The following is a 17,781-nucleotide window of genomic DNA, read 5'->3' as shown; positions in this document are numbered from 1 at the left end:
GCTGCATCGCAGCCTTTTATTATTTTGTTAACACCTTAAAACGTATCATATATAACTGTTCAAGGTCGGGGTAAATCTCGGCAATCACCAGTCGCAGTTCAGCTAAAGTCATATTTTCTTGTTGGGCATGCAACGTCGTGAGTCCAGACAGTGTAATTGGCGTCACTTCCAACACTTGGATATCACAAAACCAACGGTGGGTTTCGAAAGTCGACACGGGAAGAATCTGGCCCGGTATCACATGGGATTCAGCCTCATTTCGCAACGTAATCGTTTTCTTCCCCATCAAAATATCGTGCTCAAAGCGTTCAAAAAAAGTAATCTCAGTCAACAAAGTTAATCCCTCTATTTATCCCGTCACAAATACAGATAGCACGCACAAAATACAGCAAAACATGGTCAGTTTGCGCTATTTAAGTTAGAATTCGACCTCAATTGAGCCATTGGCCTCATATTCCTGCGCTTAGCGGGTGCGAACGACATTAGAGACTTTATGAACAAGAAACAAAAGATCATCAAAAAAATTGCGAAACGTGCTAAAGCCAGACTGAATAAAGTCGATCCAGCCACCATTGGCGCACCCGCAAAATCTGGCTATATCTCTAAGGCAGAACGCGCCAAGATCGCAGCACTTGCTGCGGCTGCAGAAGTAGGAACAGAAGCAGATGAGCAACAGGACGCAACAACTGAGCAATAATATTGTTTAATGAAAACAAGCTTATGTGCCAATAAGACAAACGAGCGATGCCACAGCCAGACTGTGGCATTTTTATTTTAACTAGGGCGTGTTGACGTTTCGAGATTAAATTTTGTTCGTTCTGGCAAGCTCGTGCTCGCGAAACGAGGAATGATGTGTAGTTATTCTACTCAAATGACGAGCTGCTCTTATGACAGAAAGTAAGAGCAAGGGCTTGCCAGACGAACCCTTCGGGCAGCATTTGGCTGACGTTTCTGCTGCGTTATCGTCCGTTTATGTAGAATAACTACACAGCACGGACTTTGCCTTGCATAAACGCCAGCCAAATTGCTGCAAAAATAACCCTGAAACGTCAACACGCCCTAGCAATTCGTTGCTCATTAAATACATTAACGCCTCGAATTATCCTGTTGCCCTATTAAGGGTAAAACAGGCTCCATTTCTTGCTCTTCCGTTAATTGCGCCATTTGCGCGCAGGAGGATGAAAGTGGGCTAGTCGCACTCGGAGCCACCGTATCAGTCATCAATTCGTCCGCATCGGTTGCTAAACTAACAACACCATGCCCGGTCGATGTCAACACAACCTTGTCGACTAAGCGATAGGCAACCCATACACCTACAACACCGAACAGAATAGAACCAATGACCTGGCCGATAAGCACACCGTAAACCCCGCCCAACTGTGCGCCAACATAGACAAAGGGGACAGTACCTAAAGTCGCCTTGCCCACATTAAACAAGGTGGAATATTTGGCCTTACCCAAATTATTAAAGGAAGCGTTTGCGACAAATAAAATGCCTGAGAAGATAAAAAACACCGCAATATAGCTGCAGAAAAACTCAATAAGCGCCGCACTATCGCCCTTCATATCAAACAAACTGACGATCTGCGATTTAAGTAAGAACAAAAGTAACGACATCACCACCACATACAAGGTACAAAATTGAATGGCCTTCGTTAAACTTTCGCGCACCCTATCGAATCGTCCTGCCCCAAAGTTTTGCCCAACAATAGGCCCAATGGCACCTGATAAGGCAAAAATCATCCCAAAGGTAACAGGCACCAACCTGCCAAGCACCGCCCAGCCCGCCACGTAGGCATCCCCAAAATCCGCAATCGCCCGAGTAACAAACGCATTGCCAATTGGCGTGGCAATGTTAGTGAGAATGGCAGGTCCTGCAATCGCAAAAATCGGTTTAAGATCGGCCTTAAAATCGCTGCGATTAAACTTGCCGAGGAGTTGATGTTTCACCATAACACCACGCCCAGCAATGACAAATACCGTAATCCGCGCCAAGACCGATGCCAATGCAGCCCCTTCAATCCCCATGGCAAACAAGAAGATAAAAATAGGATCAAGCACGGCATTAACGCCGCCACCCGCGAGGGTTGACATCATCGAAAGCTTTGCATCCCCAACTGATCGCAGCGCGCCGCCAAGGGCCATCGCAAGGCAGATAAAAGGTAATGAAGGCACTAGAATATACAGATAACTCTCTGCAAGCTCAGCAGTATGACCGCTCGCACCAACAAGCGTGACTAATTCAGGAATAAAAGTCGTCACTACAATGCTTACGAACACACTGATTAACGTGGTCACCACCGCACTGTTGAGCAATAGGCGTTTAGCTAACTCGACATCCTTGGCGCCGATAGAGCGAGACACCAACGCCCCGAGGGCAATGGAGAGGCCGATACCAATTAAGGTGGTAAAAAACGAAATACTGCCCGCATAACCTACTGCTGCGGCTAATTCATGTTCGCCCAATAAGCTTAAGAAGAAAATATCGAGTAAATCGACCACAAATAATGCTGAAATCCCCACGGCGGCGGTCGAACTCATCACAAGAATATGGCGAAGAATCGAACCTTCAACAAACTTAGCTTGGGTCATGGGGTTGTTTTACCTTAGTCATTGCAAAAGCAAAGGCCAACAGAGAATTGTTGGCCTTTGCTTTTATAGTCATCTATGGGTATTAAGGTCAAGCACTAAAGCAGCCTATACCGCAATTGGGCTCATCTTCGTTTGGTGATAACGCAGGCGAGTGATTGACAATGCGATTAACGCAAGCAGTGTTAACGAACCCATCACCACCCCTTGCCACTCGGCTTTATGCCAAAACAGCATCAAATATGGCCCACCTAAGGCGGCGCCTAAGTAATAGCAACACAGATACAGCGAAGTCGCCTTGGCGCGATCGCGGCTTGCGCGCATCGCCACAAAAGAGTTACAGCAACTGTGGGTTAAGAAAAACCCACAAGCTGTCATCAAAAAGCCCATGCAAATGGTCAATGTAGTATCAAACAGGGTCAATAAACTGCCCAACAGCATCAAACACCAAGACCATTGATATAACTTGTGCTGACCAAATTTTGCCAGCCACTTAGCAGTAAAATAGGAGGCCACAGTGCCACTGGAATAACACAAAAAAATCAAGGTCGCTTGGAAACGGCTCCACTCATAGGGAGCAGCCATCAAATGCAACTGAATAAAGCTAAATTGGTTCACCATCATCATAAAAGTGATCCCACCAATGGCATAGGCTAAACGCATTTGCGGATCGGTTAGATGGTGGCTAAAACCGTAAAAATCCTGTAATAGCCGAGCCCGTTTTGAGCGTGACGGTGACGAGGTTTGACCGCCCGACATCACCTTCGCATCCGCGCCTGAAGGCAATAAATAGTTCGTCAAGGCAACGCCTGCGAGCGTGACTAAAAACAACAACCACATGGACTCTTGCCAAGATAAAAATTGTGACATCACCCCGCCAAGTAAACGCCCAGCAATACCCCCTATGCTGTTGGCCATAATATAAATGCCCGCGGCTTTGAGCATAGTGCTTGGTGAAAGTTGTTCCTTAAAATAGGCCATCGCAATGGCGGGCACCGCGGCGAGCAATATGCCTTGTAAAAAGCGCACATATACAAGCGCGTTAAAATCCTCAACCCAAATCAGCAGCAGATTCGACAACGCCAATAACCAAAGGCTGACGACAATCGGCGTATGACGGCCGATACGGTCAGATACCACCGCATAAATTAATAGGGAAAATGCCAATGAAAAACTGGTCACAGAAAGAATGAGCGTCGCCTGCGAGCCAGGCACAGAAAAATGCTCCGCGAGCAGCGGCAACATACCCTGCATTAAATACAAATTGATATACACCACCACGGAAGCCACACATAGGGCCCACATCAGTCGGGTATCACGTTGTTTATTGTCGATAATAGTGTCTAACACGGCTTGCACTTTTTGCCTCAATTAACGCATCACTCTCAAGATAGACAAAGGTTAGCACTGGGCATAACATAACAATAATAGATAATTTATATCGACTTTATTGATTTTTGTTATGCCAAATTATTGATAACTGACGTGGTTATCGCAAATTGTAGCGCGCAAGTAAGAGGCTCACACCATGGATATACGCCAACTTAAACACTTAGATGCACTTGCTATTACTGGCAGTTTTACCGCCGCGGCCAAAAAACTCAATATGGCGCAACCCGCGCTAAGCCAAAGTATTAAACGGCTCGAACTATCCCTTGGCGTCACCCTGATCAACCGCACCAGCAATAAGCACGATAAACACCTCGCACTCACTGCCGAAGGCTTAGTGTTACACCAACATGCCACCTTGATCCTCAAACAAATTAAACAGGCCGAAGCGCAAATTCGCGCAATGGCGAATTTGACCTCAGGTGAAGTACGCATTGCCGTGCCGGGCATGTTGGGTTCTTTTTACCTACCTTCACGACTCATGGCCTTTCGCCATCAATATCCAGAGTTAAAGCTTTCCCTCTTTGAGGGCGGCACCCGTGACGCGCTGCGAATGTTGCAACAGGAAGAAGTGGATATCGCCATTATTACCGCCCAAGATCTGCAACCCGACTTTGATAGTCAGCTATTGATCCGCGAGCAAATGGTTATTGCCATGGGCGCCGAGCATCCACTCGCAGAGCTTCCCGCTGTGAGCTTAAACGACTTCTTTGACCATGAACTGGTAATGTTCAAAACTGGCTACTTTCACCGCGAGTGGATCCTCTCTCAGGCAAAAGACTTGGGTAAAAAACCCAATATTGCCTTTGAAACCAATCTGATTAACTTGATCAAACAAATTGTGTCGCAGGGATTTGGTATCACAAGCGTGCTCGAAATGGCTATCAGTCCTAAGGATGACATCCTCGCGAAACCCTTTGACCCACCGGTATTTTTAAATCTGCATATCGCCTGGAAAAAGCAGCGCCCCGTGAGTCAAGCCGACCGCGCCTTTGTGGAATTTTTGATGAAAAATCGATAATAAACGGCCAATAAAAAAGGGCCGATAATCTCGGCCCTCATCAGGGTTACCCCTGATACATGCTAGGGTTTACCGGTTTCAGCTCGAACAACTTAGCGCAGCTTACGGCGACCAAAGGCAAATGGCAGCAGAAGTAAACTTAACCAACCTAAGGCACCACCGTCATCTTTCTTCGGTGGCGTATCGGTAATAGAGACAGACACGACACTCGAATCGCGATTACCATGATTATCCGATACCGTCAGTTGGAAAGACACCGTTTGCGCAGCGCCATCCACATTAGGTGCAACTAAGTTTAATTTGGCCGCGGTGGGGTCAAAATTAAAGCTCGCGCCGCCTAACTGAGTCCATTTGTAAGTTAATGGGTCATTATTGGCATCAGCGGATTTACTGGCATCAATAAACAAAGGCTTACCTTCTTGAACTGACGCTGGCGCTTCAATCATGGCAACTGGCGCCACTTCAGTCACATCAAATTGGTATTCCTGCTTTAAGATTTCAGCGCTACCGTTATTCACTTTGTTAGTTAAGATCAATTGGTTTTCTTGACTTGCCTTACGTGGCACAAGCTCAAAAGTAATATCTTGAGCGGCGGCCGCAGAAGCCATATCAATTGTCCAGCTAATCTTATTCGCCTGATGTGCACCTTTATGGCTTATATTGGCCACTTCATGGCCTTCAGGGATCTGTGCTTCAAGGGTGTAAACCCGCATCTCAGGTGTGCTATTGGCAGCAATCCGAGTCTTTATCACCTTAGGTACACCAGGTGTTAATTCACTGGATATCGTACTTCCCAAAGGTGGCAGCACGTCATCGATGGTGCGCTCAAACAACAACGGAATCGCAACCGGTGCCACTTTCTCGTCGCTGCTGGTTAATGTTAATTGAGCCAAACCATCGCTGCCGACTAACATAGCTTGCTTCCAAGCTAGGTTGATACTGAAATCCTTACTGTCACCCGAAAGGGCCGCCGTCAAGTTATCGCCCGCCCCATTGTACAGTGTCACCTGTTTGAGGCTAAAAGTATCCTCAGCATTGGCTGCTGAAGCCTCATAGTTTTGCACGATAACAATATATTGTCCCTTAACCGGATTTTTAATGGAGACACGTTCCTTAGACCCATTTAAAGCAGAAGAGCCAACCCGTGACAACTTACTGCCATCTTTCTTGTCTAGAAACACAAACATATCTAAGTCAGGAGATGTAGTCTCACCGATTGATACATTGAAAAACAAGGCGTTATCTTCAACATTAAAGGTAAAGACCTTGACACCATCTTCCAAATTGTCAAATGCACTGTTGTTATCAGAATCCTGCTTCACACGGGACTCAAGAGTATCGCTTAACGCCAATGCGGTCACTTTTGCCGAAACACCAGGCATATCAATAGCCTTTAGGTGGTTAAAATTGCGTTCATCAGCATCGCGAGCGGCAAGGATATTCAATGCTGTAGGTAAATCACGCTTGGCAATTTTGGCTGCGATTGGCATCGATGCCGTTGGGAAGGCATCAGATTCAAGCACTAAATTACCAAAGCCCCAATTTTCGCCAACCTCAGCCACATTGGCAGTCACGGTAATGACTTGGCTTTGCCCTTTTTTCAGACTAAAGCGCTCTGGCGATGCAGTTACCACCAGTTTATCGGTCACAGCAACCCCTTTAGCTGTCCACGTGCCGTCAGCGGTAGCTGTGACTGTGCGAGTCCAAGTACAATTATCGATACAGCGTGAATCCGCCATACTTGGGATGTTTAACTTACGAGGATCACCGCCCTTCGCAGGATTGGCAATGTCGTAACTTAGTCCCAATTCATCCATCACCAAGCCTGTTTTGGCTGCTAAATCAACGCGAATACGGCCAGCTCCCACATCGAAAGGATCGGCAATAGTCTTAGCATCGGCTTTTTTCATCGCCTGAGCTGTGGTAGCGGTTAACATTAATGCTGAGCGGATTTGATCCGGTGTCCAATCCTTGTGAAGTGATTTTAATAACGCTCCAGCGCCTGCCACATGGGGACTGGCCATGGAGGTGCCCGACATTAAGGTAAAATCAGCTGGATCAGTGCCGGTTTTGTCATGACCAAATTGTTGATCAGCATAGGCTGCATAAATATCTGTACCAGGTGCCGCAACGAAGGGCACTAATACATCATTTGTAGCATTGGGACCGATAAGTGAGCTAGCGTTTAATACATCAGCTTCCTTCGTTACCACTTTAGGCAAAGGTGAAATCACCAATTCAAGACTCGGATTGGCCGTAATCGCATCAATGAGTGCAAGACCATCGGTGTTACCGATAAATACCGCTGGAATATTGAATTTCTCTAAACCTGACATACTTAAACGTGTGTTGCCTTCACCTTCTCGGTTAAACACAACAACACCTTTAGCGCCGGCGTTCAATGCTGCTGCAACTTTAACATCAAATGTACAACCACCGCGCTTTATCACTGCAATTTTGCCTTTGAAGGCATCCGTTGCAAAGGCTTTACAAGCTTCAAAATTCGTCGAATCGAGACTGCCCGCATAAACAGGGATCCCACTTAAGACTTCCGTCAAAGCAGGGCCAGACCCAGCCGTAAAACTATAATTTTTACCATTAAACTCAACTGCGCTCACAATATCTCGATCGTGAGTGGAGTTTGCCACCGAGGTATACCAAGGAGCATTTTTCGGTGTTGAGTATGGTGTTTGGGTAATAGCTGCACTGGTTGCAGTAGCAGGGCGAGTGTTGCCAGCAGCAACTGCCGTGAAAATCCCCGCATTACGTGCAGCTAAAAAACCTTGCTCTGTAGCACTATTCCATGGATTACCGCCACCACTGATAGAAAAGTTCAGCACATCGACGCCATCTTTAATCGAATCATCAATCGCTTTTAATATCGGTGCAGTTGGGCAACCAGAATAGGTGTCTCCTGCATTACCAGGATTACAAATTTGATAGGCAATAATATTGGCATGGGGTGCCACACCGGATATTTGCGCAAATTTAATATCGGTTGGAATCCCCTCAGCTTCGAGCTTTCCGGCTTCACCTTGTACATAGGGGACATTTAACAGAATATTACCAGCGGCGGTGCTCGCAACATGGGAACCATGTCCACCGTAGTCTTCACCATTTTTAGCCGGTGGTTTATCACCAAAGACTTTTGCATCATCATAATTGTTAGTGATCTCAGAATAGCTGCGAACACCAATCAATTTGTCATTACACATGCTGGTAAAATCAGTTTTACAATCACCGATATAGATACCTTGACCTAGCGGATTACTGTGGTCATAACCATCGCCACCAATATCGGCAAAGGAAGCGTGATCAGAGTTAATGCCAGAATCAATAATCCCGACTATCACCCCTTCGCCCATCGCCTTTGTGCCAGTGGCACTGCCATCCCATATTTTAGGTGAACCAATAAGCGATTGACTTACATCGGTTTCTAACTGTTCAATACGCTCACGCTCAATAAAGACGACGTCTGGCAGCTCAGCCATTTTGATCGCCTGCGCCTGCGTCATGCGAATCGCCATACCATTAAGCGCATACTGATAGGTGGTTAATGCTTCGATGGGACTACCTATCGCAGCACTGGCATTCGTTAAAAATCGATTTTGCTTAACCTTAAGATAACTAACATAGTTTTTAACTTCAGGCTTAGCTGCATCCAGCTTTACATTACCAGAGAATTGACTCGAAATACGGCTACTAGTGTGTTGCGGGCTCGTTGCTTTAAAGCCAGCAATTTCACCTTGGTAATTTGCTGCAGCACTGTCACGTAAACGCACAATATAAGTGTATTCACTATCATCTAAATCCACTTCCGGGACAAATTTAACCTCGTTAGCTTCGATGGATAAACTGCCGCGAACAGTACTTGCCGCTAATTCAGGACTAATATCAAACTGTACAGTTTCACCGCTGTGAGATAATACGGTTTGAGCATTTGCTGCAGATGACAGCAGTGCCATTGACACTGCTAATGCAATTTTTGTTTTCATTATCGCTTCCTTCGCTATATCGAATTTATTTCTATAAAGTTCAATTTTTAATATTTATTCAGCACAAAGATGGATTAAATTTCTGTGACTGATTCGAACTTCAATTCAGCGTTTTAACATGAGGCGATACATATTGAAACACATTATTAACGGAATAATTACCCATAAAATCAATTAATGAGAATGACGTACCCAATAAAAACACTCATATTAGGCATATAAAAGAACAGCCTACGGTTTATTTCATTAAAAGGAATTTTAGCAAACTCTTAAAAATCAAGGTAAATTAGGACTGCGGGCCAATTTGAATAATGACTAAGCCATCAATTTAACAGAATAGGATATCGATTATTACACTAGAAAAAACTAAAATAATTAGATGAAATAATTTCAATAAACAAATTTAATAACCAACAAAAATCAACAATGGGTATTTTTTAATCTTTAACTTTACAGAATGCCACCCAACAACACCTTCATGGAAATAATAAAACACATGACGGTAAATCAGGACTACAAAGCAAAGCGATAAAAAAAAGCCCTTTTCAAAAGGGCTTTTAGTGGTACTTCATACTTTATTGATTAATCATGACCTGCTTCATTAATACCTCGGTGGTATATTTATCATTGTTAATCACAGGGAAACGATCATAGGTTTGGAAAATCACCTGATCCTGATACTTAATCATAGCAACTACGCCATAATTAATCCGTTTATCAATAGATTGCGCAGGTAGCAGAAACTTAAACGGTACTGGCGCCCGAGCAATGTTAAAGCTTTTTTGGGCAATAACGACACCAGGGGTATTTAAATCAATAATGGCAATGGTAATTTCACTGCCTTGAGGCAGGACAATTTTCTCTAAATAGCCCGCAGCACCATTGATGATAACTGGTGGTTCAGGGTTCACTGTTACGCAACCACTCATCGCTAATGAGGTTAAGCACAATAGAATAAATAATTTTACTTTCATTAACATATTAACTTCCTTTTACCATACGGATCAGCCCTTCTTGGGTAGTTGATGCCACTAACTCCCCCTGCTGATTGAAAAATTGCCCTCTAACATACCCACGCCCGCCGCTGGCATTGGGGCTATCGATACTGTACAGCAGCCATTCTCCCATATTAATCGGTCGATGAAACCACATCGCATGATCTATGGTTGCCATTCGGATCCCCGGTGTTAAAAACGATACCCCATGGGGCTGAGCCGCTGTCACTAAAAAGTTAAAGTCAGAAGCGTAAGCCAGCAAATATTCATGAATATGCGTGCCCGTTGGCATTGCACCATTCGCCCTTAGCCACACATAGCGATAAGGCTCAGTTTCTTTGGGTGCAAAGGGATGCAAAGGATTGACTAAACGCATTTCAATTGGCGCGTCTTCCATAAATTTTTCGAGGATCCTCGCGGGAACTTTATCTCGTAACGTCATCGCCAGTTCATTTTGATTTAATAACCCCTCAGGGCCGGGAACTTCTGGCATCAGCGCTTGATGTTCAAAACCCGCCTCGGGTTCTTGGAAAGAGCAGGTCATATGAAAAATCGGCCGCCCCTTTTGAATCGCACTGACACGCCGCGCACTAAAACTACCGCCATCGCGCATATTTTCAACTTCATAAACGATGGGAAACTTCTCATCCCCTGCGCGTAAAAAATATGAATGCAGCGAATGCACCTGACGCTCGACAGGCACGGTTTGCTTGGCGGCACTTAATGCCTGTCCCATCACCTGCCCACCAAACACATGCCCAAATCCTAAGTCTTGGCTTTGACCACGAAACAACCCGATTTCAATTTGCTCAAGGGATAATAATGATAAGAGATCGTCTAATACTTGACTCATAGGATCCTACTGAAAATGTGCAACTCATACCCAAGGGTAACTCAGTTCGACTAGGGCTGACCAGTAGGGATTTTCTCTGTTTTCTATGTCGTTTGTTAACGATTTAACGATAAGTACGACGAACTACTCAATTTTAATATGGTGCTCAAGGGCACTCTGTTTTGACCAAGCCAGCACTTTATCCTCACCACAGGAATGTAAATTAACGGGAAAAGCGTAGTAAAGCTCGGGCCAATACTTGATTAATTTGTCGGGCGTACATTGGCCTTCACTAAAGTAGATAGATTGAAACTCGGCAAATCTGCCATGACTCACACTGCCCGCACCCGCGAGTAGATGCTGGCCATTAGGTGCTTTTGAGCTCACTAAAAACGCTACGGTCGCGGTTAGCGTATCAAAGGAAAATAATGGTTGAATCGCGGGCGCTAAATGCTTACGGGTCATATCGGTCAGCGCCTGCGGACATAAACTATTGACGTGAATATTATACTGCTCGCCCTCTATCGATAGACTGTTAACCATACCAACGAGGGCCATCTTGGCCGCACTGAATGCCACTTGGTGCAAATCACCAAAGAGTGCCGACACACCCGTTGTCATCAAAATGCGGCCATACCCCTGTGCTTTCATCACTGGCCATATTGCTTGAGTCAGGTAAAAACTGCCGTTTACATCAACTTCAAACTGCCGCTGCCAGTCTGCAGCTTGAATATGCTCGAAGGGACAAGCACCATAGATACCCGCATTGTTGATTAAAATATCAATGCATTGCCAACGCTGCATCAAGCTATTGAGCATCGTCTTGATATCCGTCTGTTGGCTTACATCGACCTCAAAGCAAAGACAATCAGCCCCAAGTTTCAAAATCGTCTCATAGGTTTGGCACAATTCACTATTGGAAAAATCACCCTCTGAGTACTGTTGCCGTTTAGCGGGCGAATTAGGTTGATCAATCAGCACCACCTTAGCGCCCCGCTCTGCCAACATAATGGCATAGGCTCTCCCTAGCCCTGAGCCAGCTCCCGTGATTAACGCCACTCGGTTATCGAAACGCATCCCATCGAATCCTTATCATTGACATAAACGTGACGTACTCATTCCCCACTAGCACAGCCGATTGATTGACGGATTAAATCCACACAAGATTCCTCGACTTAACCAATAGAACACGGGTAAACGGCATGATCTATAAAAGCACAGGCGAGGTGGATTTTCTTTGACCTTGGCGACAAATCTTTTTCCTAACCATGGAACATCTGTGCGCCAATTCAAACTCTATTACATGCGTGTATTAGATAGTGCTCACTTTAAGGCAAATTCTTGTTATGCTATGCCGCTGTTTACTACTCATCCTTTTAGATAACGACTGGACATCATGAATCCTTGGATTTTAGCCATTAGGCCCCGCACCTTACCCGCGGCAATCGGTCCCCTATTAATTGGTAATATTCTGGCGTTGCACCTTGAGCGTTTTAGTTGGTTAATTGCCGCGACATCGATGCTATGCGCCATTTTATTGCAAATCGCGGTCAACCTTGCGAACGACTACTTTGATTTTAAGAATGGTATCGATACCGCCGAACGTATCGGTCCGGTTCGTGTGACACAAAGTGGCATGATCCCACCAAACACGGTACGTAATGCCATGGTATTGTGCCTATTACTGGCTTTAGCGGTGGGATCTTACTTGATTTGGCATGGTGGATGGCCTATCGCGATTTTAGCTGCAGCAGCCATTTTAGGTGCCCTAGGTTACAGTGGCGGCCCCTATCCTTTAGCGTCACACGGACTGGGTGAAGTCGCCGCCTTTGTGTTTTTTGGACTGGTTGCCGTCGTGGGAAGCTATTATCTGCAAGCAGGCGATACCACCATTAATGCTTGGCTGCTGGGATGTGCCATTGGCCTCTTTAATGCCGCGATAATGTTAGTCAATAATACCCGAGATATTCGTACCGACACCCAGGCAGGCAAGCACACTCTAGCTGTCAGGATAGGTGAGGCGCAGGCCAAAGTACTGTATCAGGCCTTGATTTATTTACCCTTCGGTTTAGTGATCGCCGGATTTTTATTGGGCATTTTGCCAGGGCTCCCCGTGTTACTTGCGGGTTTATCATTGCTTATCGCCCGTAAGCTCAGTAGTGATTTCTATGCCGTATCGGGTGAAGCGCTCAATCCACTATTGGGACGCACCGCAAAACTCACGATGATCTTCAGTACCTTATTTAGCGTAGGACTGGTCTTTACCGCTTAGGCTCGACGATGTTTGCACAAATCGGCGAGCGCGGTAACCCTGCACACCAATAAACGAAGGTTAAAAATACCCAAGGTTCCTCATGATGCGTTTAATGCGCCAAATGACGAACCTTTTTACTTTTAGCGTTTAATTATGGCCAGAGATAACCGGATATCGCCGTGTTTAATAGCACACCGCTAAACGCTTGTATTGCTTTAGGTGACTCAGAACTTGCCGCACCAAAACACACATGCAAAGGCAACAAGTGCTCTTCCCTTGGATGACTAAAACGCGCCTCAGGTGCTGACTGCCACTCAATTAACTGCGACTTAGCATGATGAGGCGCCAACGTCAGCACTTGGGTTAGCCAGTCATCAAACTCTTGGCTGCGGGGTAACACCTTAGGATCACTTGAGAAAAATGCCCGCATATTGTGAAACGACATCCCCGACCCAACAATCAACACACCTTGTTGCCGCAATGATGCGAGTGCCTCACCGATAGCAATATGAGCGCGAGGATCAAGGTGCTGCACTAATGACATTTGCACCACAGGAATATTTGCCTCAGGGTACATCAATTTAAGTGGTACAAAGGTTCCGTGGTCAAATGCTCGCTGATTATCGAGTTTTACTGCAATTCCACTCGCCTTTAATAAGCTCGCAATTTTTTCAGCGAGTTCAGGGTTGCCGGGCGCGGGATAACTGAGTTTATAAGCCTCAGGCGGAAATCCATAATAATCGAATAACATGCCAGGATGGGGATGACTCGACAGCGTAACCTGCGCCTCCTCCCAATGGGCAGTGATCAATAAAATAGCTTTGGGCATTGGGATTTGTCCCCCGACTGAAGACAAAAAATCCCTAAGCTGGTGATGATTAGCATCATTGAGTAGCGGCAAAGGCCCACCGCCATGGGGAACAAATAATACCGGCATGAGACTGACATTTACGTGTGCCATAGTAACCTTCTCTTTTGATGAAACAGTTAGTTGTAACTTGTTAACCTCAGGTCTGCAGCCAAGGTTATAAAATCGTTTTTGTTTTCTGCCTACGTTGCAAGTGCACGAACCTATCGACGCTTTCATCTAATTTGATGTTTAAAAATAACAGTGCAGATAAAGACAATGTGGGTAGCGCGCTAAGGGTGGTTTCATAATTGAAGTGGTAATAAATCGCCCCCATCATCACCGATAACAATGCCGCTGCCGACAACACTCGAGCTCCATGCCAAAAGGCTAGTAGTGCACTTACATCAAGCCCACTACTGTCATATGACGGAATTATGCGTCCACAAAAAATAAATAAATATGGAATAAAATCTAATATCTCTTAAAATATTTCTTTACTTGTTGGAGGGCATTGTCGTGACTTTAGAACAACTGTTAATGTTTAATACTGTCGCCCTCGCTGGCTCACTCAAAGCGGCCAGTGACAAATTACATAAAACACAGCCCGCCATCAGCCAAAGCATTAAACAGCTTGAGTCTCAATTAGATGTAGTTCTTTTTGACCGCCAAGGTTATCGGTTAGCGCTGACCCAAGAAGGACGAAAGTTACTGCAATACGCCCAACGCGTACTCAATGAAGCCCAAGAGATGCGCCAAGTCGCAAAACATCTCGCCATAGGCAATGAAGCTAGCATCACCTTAGCCTTCGAGGCCTCTTTTAATCTTGCCCGCATTTTGCCGATGTTGGAGCGGACACAACTTGAGTTTCCCCATACACAAATCATTCTTAAACAAGAGTATTTAACAGGGGCACTCGAAGCCTTAAATCAAGGTAAAGCCGATATTGCGATTTCCGCTGGCGGCATTGAATCGATGCGCTCAAATCATTTTGAGCTTGGTTTTTTATTCTCGGGCAGTCTACTGGATGTCGCTTCACCCCGTTTACTGAGCCGTTATCCCAGCCTAAGCCATGTAAAAGAATTGGTGAACGAGTACCAAATTGTGATTCAAGATACAGGCACTGGCACCGCCAATATTGAATTTGGGGTCCAAGCGGGACAACGCCGTTGGTATGTAAATGATTTTTATACAAAGAAAATGCTTATTCAGAGCGGTATGGGGTGGGGAAAACTGCCTTATTATATGGTTGAAGAAGCACTCGCCAACGGAAGCTTACACCCCCTTGAACTAAAGGAAAGACAAAACCTGATCCAACTCGATTACTATGTGATGCGACGCCCCCAATCACCCTTAGGCCCTGTCGCCCAAGCATTGTGGGAAAACTTAGTTCAATTAGCAACTAAGCAAAGCTGATAATTAATCTCTTTTGGTATAACACAATCTGTATATGTGCATTGGTTAATTAATCCCCCACGCATTTTTGAAGGCTGTACGCGATGATGGAAGCCCAAAGTTCAGCCCCAAGGAGTACTTGAATGGATGCAAGTGATTCTCTGATTTCTGTTTTCATCATGCCTATTCTGTAAACGCCAAGCTTTGTTTTATGCTGGGGCAGTTACACAACAGGTCCCACATGCAGTTCAGTCATTCCTATCCGACGAAGCCATTAACTCATCGCTGATAATAAATGACTGACCAAAAATCAAACTGCTCACCTTTGGCTGCGCACCAATCTGGAAATGGATCTACCACACCTAAAGACGAATACTCCTCCCAGCAATTCAACAAGCACTGATAATAATCCAGCGATTTTTGCAGCTTTGATTTTATGTCTTCAGTTTGCAATTGATTTATCAATAATTGCGCTGATGACAACAGGTTTTTAGCGCGAATTGTTCTGGTCTAATCCCATCGGACACTTAATTTTGAGACAGTATGGTCAATAAATTAAGAGGTCTATATGAGTCTGAAAAAATCACATAAGAGTTATCCGCAGGCATTTAAAGATGAAGCCGTCTTGATGGTGCTGGAGCAAGGTTATAGCGTTGCCGATGCGGCAAAGTCTCTTGGAGTTAGCACGAGCCTGCTTTACAACTGGAAGGAAAAACACGAAGCCCTGCAACAAGGCATCACCTTAGAAGAGTCTGAGCGTGATGAGTTGAAGCGATTGCGTAGAGAAAACAAAGAATTACGCATGGAGAAAGAAATTCTAAAAAAGGCAAGCGCCTTCTTTGCGAGAGAAATGAAGTAAGATTTCGTTTCATCAAACTGCAATCTCACCTGTTTCCCATAACACTGTTATGTCGAGTAATGAGTGTCAGTAAGTCAGGCTATTACGATTGGCATAAACGCCCTGCAAACGTGATAAGCGTTGAAACACTGAAGCTTTATCGCCTTGTTCGACAGCTATTTAAGCAAAGTCGAGGCAGCTTAGGGAATCGTGAAATGGTGAAGAAATTGCGCAAGGAAGGCTACCAGGTTGGTCGCTATCTCGTTCGTAAAATTATGCACCGCCTTCGACTCAAAGCAACCCAGCGATGTGCTTACAAGGTGACGACACAGCGAAAACACTCAGATGCAGTGGCTGATAACCTGTTAAACATGAACTTTAATCCAGTATCGGCTAATCAGGTCTGGGCGGGTGACGTGACCTATTTAAAGACGGGTGAAGGCTGGATGTACTTAGCTGTGGTGATGGATTTATATTCACGCCGGATTGTGGGATGGCGCATAGACAAACGCATGACCACAGATTTGATATCCAAGGCATTAATAAAAGCCTACAACCTGCGACAACCAGCGCGAGGGCTGGTATTTCACAGTGACCGAGGCTCGCAATATACCAGTAAACAATTCGGTAGGCTGCTATCGAGCTATGGTATCCGAGCCAGCATGGGTGATGTGGGTGCGTGTTGGGATAATGCCGTTGTTGAGCGATTCTTTGGTAGCTTGAAACACGATTGGATTTTTAAAGTTGCTCAACCAACAAGGGAGTTTATGAAGCAAGATGTGACGGCTTACATCAAATATTACAACTTGGAGCGACTTCATTCTGCTAATAACGATCTGTCACCTGTAGAGTTTGAGAATTCTCAAGTAAAAGTGTCCAGTTTGGGTTGACCAGTACAAATCATGTCGCCCAGTAAAATCGATTCTGATAAATGATGGGCTTGAAAATCCACACTTTTTAAATACGATATCACCACTTGAGTGAGGCTAATTTCGTCAGTAGGATCGAGTTCAAGAGCCTTTTCATAGGACGTGATATCTTCATTAATGTATCCCAACCATCTGTGGGGTATTGAATGATTGGGTTCCTCTACAACCCACTGTGCTAAAAGCTCTTTTAGAAATGCGATAACAGGGTAAGCCAACAACTGGTGGATTTCGCGATTCCAATAGCCTAAGGATAACAACTCAACCGCAATCATCCTTTGCTCCGCCAAGGATTGATTTTTACAGCGAGTGACAAATTCGTTTAACGTCGCATTCGCTTGTTTTTTAAGTCCTTGCTCTTTTTGAAGACAATATTTTCCAAAAAGTTCATACCCTTCAAGCGCTGAATATTTATCGCCGACAGCCTTTAATCCTTCAAAATTATCACGATTCCAGTAATACATATTTGTACTCAATTTGTCCTAATACGCAGCAACATAATACTATAACTTGAGCTATAAATGGGGGGGAATTAAATAATCCCAAAGCGTAGTTGACTTAACAATGCCCCCAATTGAATTGATAACCATCGGCAATATCATCTCTAATCAAATAATTTACCGTTAAGTGTCTCACCAATAATATTGTTGGTCTGGATAACTCAGTTTTTGTTATAAAAATTGGGCATGGAACAGTCTAG

Annotated in this window: 14 protein-coding genes and 1 pseudogene; 5 read left to right on the top strand and 10 right to left on the bottom strand. The window is 44.9% G+C overall.

All coding sequences use genetic code 11. The features are described from left to right. Window positions 1-19: 19 nt before the first annotated feature. Entirely contained in the window at window positions 20-334 is a 315-nt protein-coding gene (gene yqfB, locus SO_RS08870) for a N(4)-acetylcytidine aminohydrolase (RefSeq protein ID WP_011072021.1), read from the bottom strand. 159 nt (window positions 335-493) lie between these two features. Here yqfB and SO_RS08865 point away from each other — a divergent pair, with 159 nt between their 5' ends. Continuing rightward, window positions 494-697 (top strand): DUF2986 domain-containing protein, encoded by a 204-nt coding sequence (locus SO_RS08865; protein ID WP_011072020.1) that lies wholly within the window; start codon window positions 494-496, stop codon window positions 695-697. Window positions 698-1,086: 389 nt separating this feature from the next. Here the strand turns inward: SO_RS08865 and SO_RS08860 are convergent, their stop codons facing one another. Together SO_RS08860 and SO_RS08855 are read right to left on the bottom strand one after the other, a co-directional pair. Beyond that, window positions 1,087-2,592 carry an MATE family efflux transporter gene (locus tag SO_RS08860; protein ID WP_011072019.1) on the bottom strand — a complete coding sequence of 502 codons (1,506 nt, stop codon included), beginning with the start codon at window positions 2,590-2,592 and terminating at the stop codon, window positions 1,087-1,089. A gap of 105 nt (window positions 2,593-2,697) precedes the next feature. Beyond that, window positions 2,698-3,948, bottom strand: coding sequence for an MFS transporter (locus SO_RS08855; RefSeq protein WP_011072018.1), 1,251 nt, complete (start codon window positions 3,946-3,948; stop codon window positions 2,698-2,700). A 169-nt stretch (window positions 3,949-4,117) separates the two neighbouring features. Between SO_RS08855 and SO_RS08850 the strand changes: the two genes are divergently transcribed. Further along, window positions 4,118-4,999, top strand: coding sequence for a LysR family transcriptional regulator (locus tag SO_RS08850; protein WP_011072017.1), 882 nt, complete (start codon window positions 4,118-4,120; stop codon window positions 4,997-4,999). 92 nt (window positions 5,000-5,091) lie between these two features. Here the strand turns inward: SO_RS08850 and SO_RS08845 are convergent, their stop codons facing one another. From SO_RS08845 to SO_RS08830, 4 genes are all read right to left on the bottom strand, one after another. Next, window positions 5,092-8,994, bottom strand: coding sequence for a S8 family serine peptidase (locus tag SO_RS08845; protein ID WP_011072016.1), 3,903 nt, complete (start codon window positions 8,992-8,994; stop codon window positions 5,092-5,094). A 575-nt stretch (window positions 8,995-9,569) separates the two neighbouring features. Further along, entirely contained in the window at window positions 9,570-9,974 is a 405-nt protein-coding gene (locus tag SO_RS08840) for a YbaY family lipoprotein (protein ID WP_011072015.1), read from the bottom strand. Between the two features lies 1 nt (window position 9,975). Beyond that, on the bottom strand, window positions 9,976-10,842 hold the full coding sequence (gene tesB, locus SO_RS08835) for an acyl-CoA thioesterase II (protein WP_011072014.1): 867 nt from the start codon (window positions 10,840-10,842) through the stop codon (window positions 9,976-9,978). 123 nt (window positions 10,843-10,965) lie between these two features. Next, a complete protein-coding gene (locus SO_RS08830; RefSeq protein ID WP_011072013.1) occupies window positions 10,966-11,898 on the bottom strand; it encodes an SDR family NAD(P)-dependent oxidoreductase in 933 nt (310 codons plus the stop codon). Between the two features lie 319 nt (window positions 11,899-12,217). Here SO_RS08830 and SO_RS08825 point away from each other — a divergent pair, with 319 nt between their 5' ends. Continuing rightward, a complete protein-coding gene (locus SO_RS08825; RefSeq protein ID WP_011072012.1) occupies window positions 12,218-13,093 on the top strand; it encodes a 1,4-dihydroxy-2-naphthoate polyprenyltransferase in 876 nt (291 codons plus the stop codon). Window positions 13,094-13,226: 133 nt separating this feature from the next. Here SO_RS08825 and SO_RS08820 read toward each other — a convergent pair whose 3' ends face one another. Together SO_RS08820 and SO_RS23450 are read right to left on the bottom strand one after the other, a co-directional pair. Beyond that, window positions 13,227-14,036 (bottom strand): DODA-type extradiol aromatic ring-opening family dioxygenase, encoded by an 810-nt coding sequence (locus tag SO_RS08820; protein WP_011072011.1) that lies wholly within the window; start codon window positions 14,034-14,036, stop codon window positions 13,227-13,229. Window positions 14,037-14,100: 64 nt separating this feature from the next. Continuing rightward, a pseudogene (locus SO_RS23450) lies at window positions 14,101-14,295 on the bottom strand (hypothetical protein); the annotation flags it as partial. Window positions 14,296-14,441: 146 nt separating this feature from the next. On the opposite strand from SO_RS23450, the gene SO_RS08815 reads away from it, so the two are divergent. Beyond that, window positions 14,442-15,338, top strand: coding sequence for a LysR family transcriptional regulator (locus SO_RS08815; RefSeq protein ID WP_011072010.1), 897 nt, complete (start codon window positions 14,442-14,444; stop codon window positions 15,336-15,338). 547 nt (window positions 15,339-15,885) lie between these two features. Next, a protein-coding gene (locus SO_RS08810; RefSeq protein WP_141135407.1) for an IS3-like element ISSod1 family transposase occupies window positions 15,886-17,045 on the top strand; the annotation gives its coding sequence in 2 pieces (ribosomal slippage) (window positions 15,886-16,135 and window positions 16,135-17,045; 1,161 coding nt in all). On the opposite strand, the gene SO_RS08805 is transcribed toward SO_RS08810, so the two are convergent. After that, window positions 17,018-17,545 (bottom strand): hypothetical protein, encoded by a 528-nt coding sequence (locus SO_RS08805; protein WP_164925676.1) that lies wholly within the window; start codon window positions 17,543-17,545, stop codon window positions 17,018-17,020. The two genes, SO_RS08810 and SO_RS08805, sit on opposite strands and share 28 nt — an antisense overlap. Between the last annotated feature and the right edge of the window lie 236 nt (window positions 17,546-17,781).

The organism is Shewanella oneidensis MR-1 (assembly GCF_000146165.2).
GTDB classification, from domain to species: domain Bacteria; phylum Pseudomonadota; class Gammaproteobacteria; order Enterobacterales; family Shewanellaceae; genus Shewanella; species Shewanella oneidensis.
This window is presented reverse-complemented; position numbering and strand designations above follow the sequence as displayed.

Coding starts and splice junctions, on each gene's coding strand:
- SO_RS08860 (WP_011072019.1), bottom strand. CDS start 2,592: ATGACCCAAGCTAAGTTTGTTGAAGGTTCGATTCTTCGCCATATTCTT.
- SO_RS08830 (WP_011072013.1), bottom strand. CDS start 11,898: ATGCGTTTCGATAACCGAGTGGCGTTAATCACGGGAGCTGGCTCAGGG.
- SO_RS08820 (WP_011072011.1), bottom strand. CDS start 14,036: ATGGCACACGTAAATGTCAGTCTCATGCCGGTATTATTTGTTCCCCAT.
- SO_RS08805 (WP_164925676.1), bottom strand. CDS start 17,545: ATGTATTACTGGAATCGTGATAATTTTGAAGGATTAAAGGCTGTCGGC.
- SO_RS08840 (WP_011072015.1), bottom strand. CDS start 9,974: ATGTTAATGAAAGTAAAATTATTTATTCTATTGTGCTTAACCTCATTA.
- SO_RS08850 (WP_011072017.1), top strand. CDS start 4,118: ATGGATATACGCCAACTTAAACACTTAGATGCACTTGCTATTACTGGC.
- SO_RS08825 (WP_011072012.1), top strand. CDS start 12,218: ATGAATCCTTGGATTTTAGCCATTAGGCCCCGCACCTTACCCGCGGCA.
- SO_RS08865 (WP_011072020.1), top strand. CDS start 494: ATGAACAAGAAACAAAAGATCATCAAAAAAATTGCGAAACGTGCTAAA.
- SO_RS08845 (WP_011072016.1), bottom strand. CDS start 8,994: ATGAAAACAAAAATTGCATTAGCAGTGTCAATGGCACTGCTGTCATCT.
- tesB (WP_011072014.1), bottom strand. CDS start 10,842: ATGAGTCAAGTATTAGACGATCTCTTATCATTATTATCCCTTGAGCAA.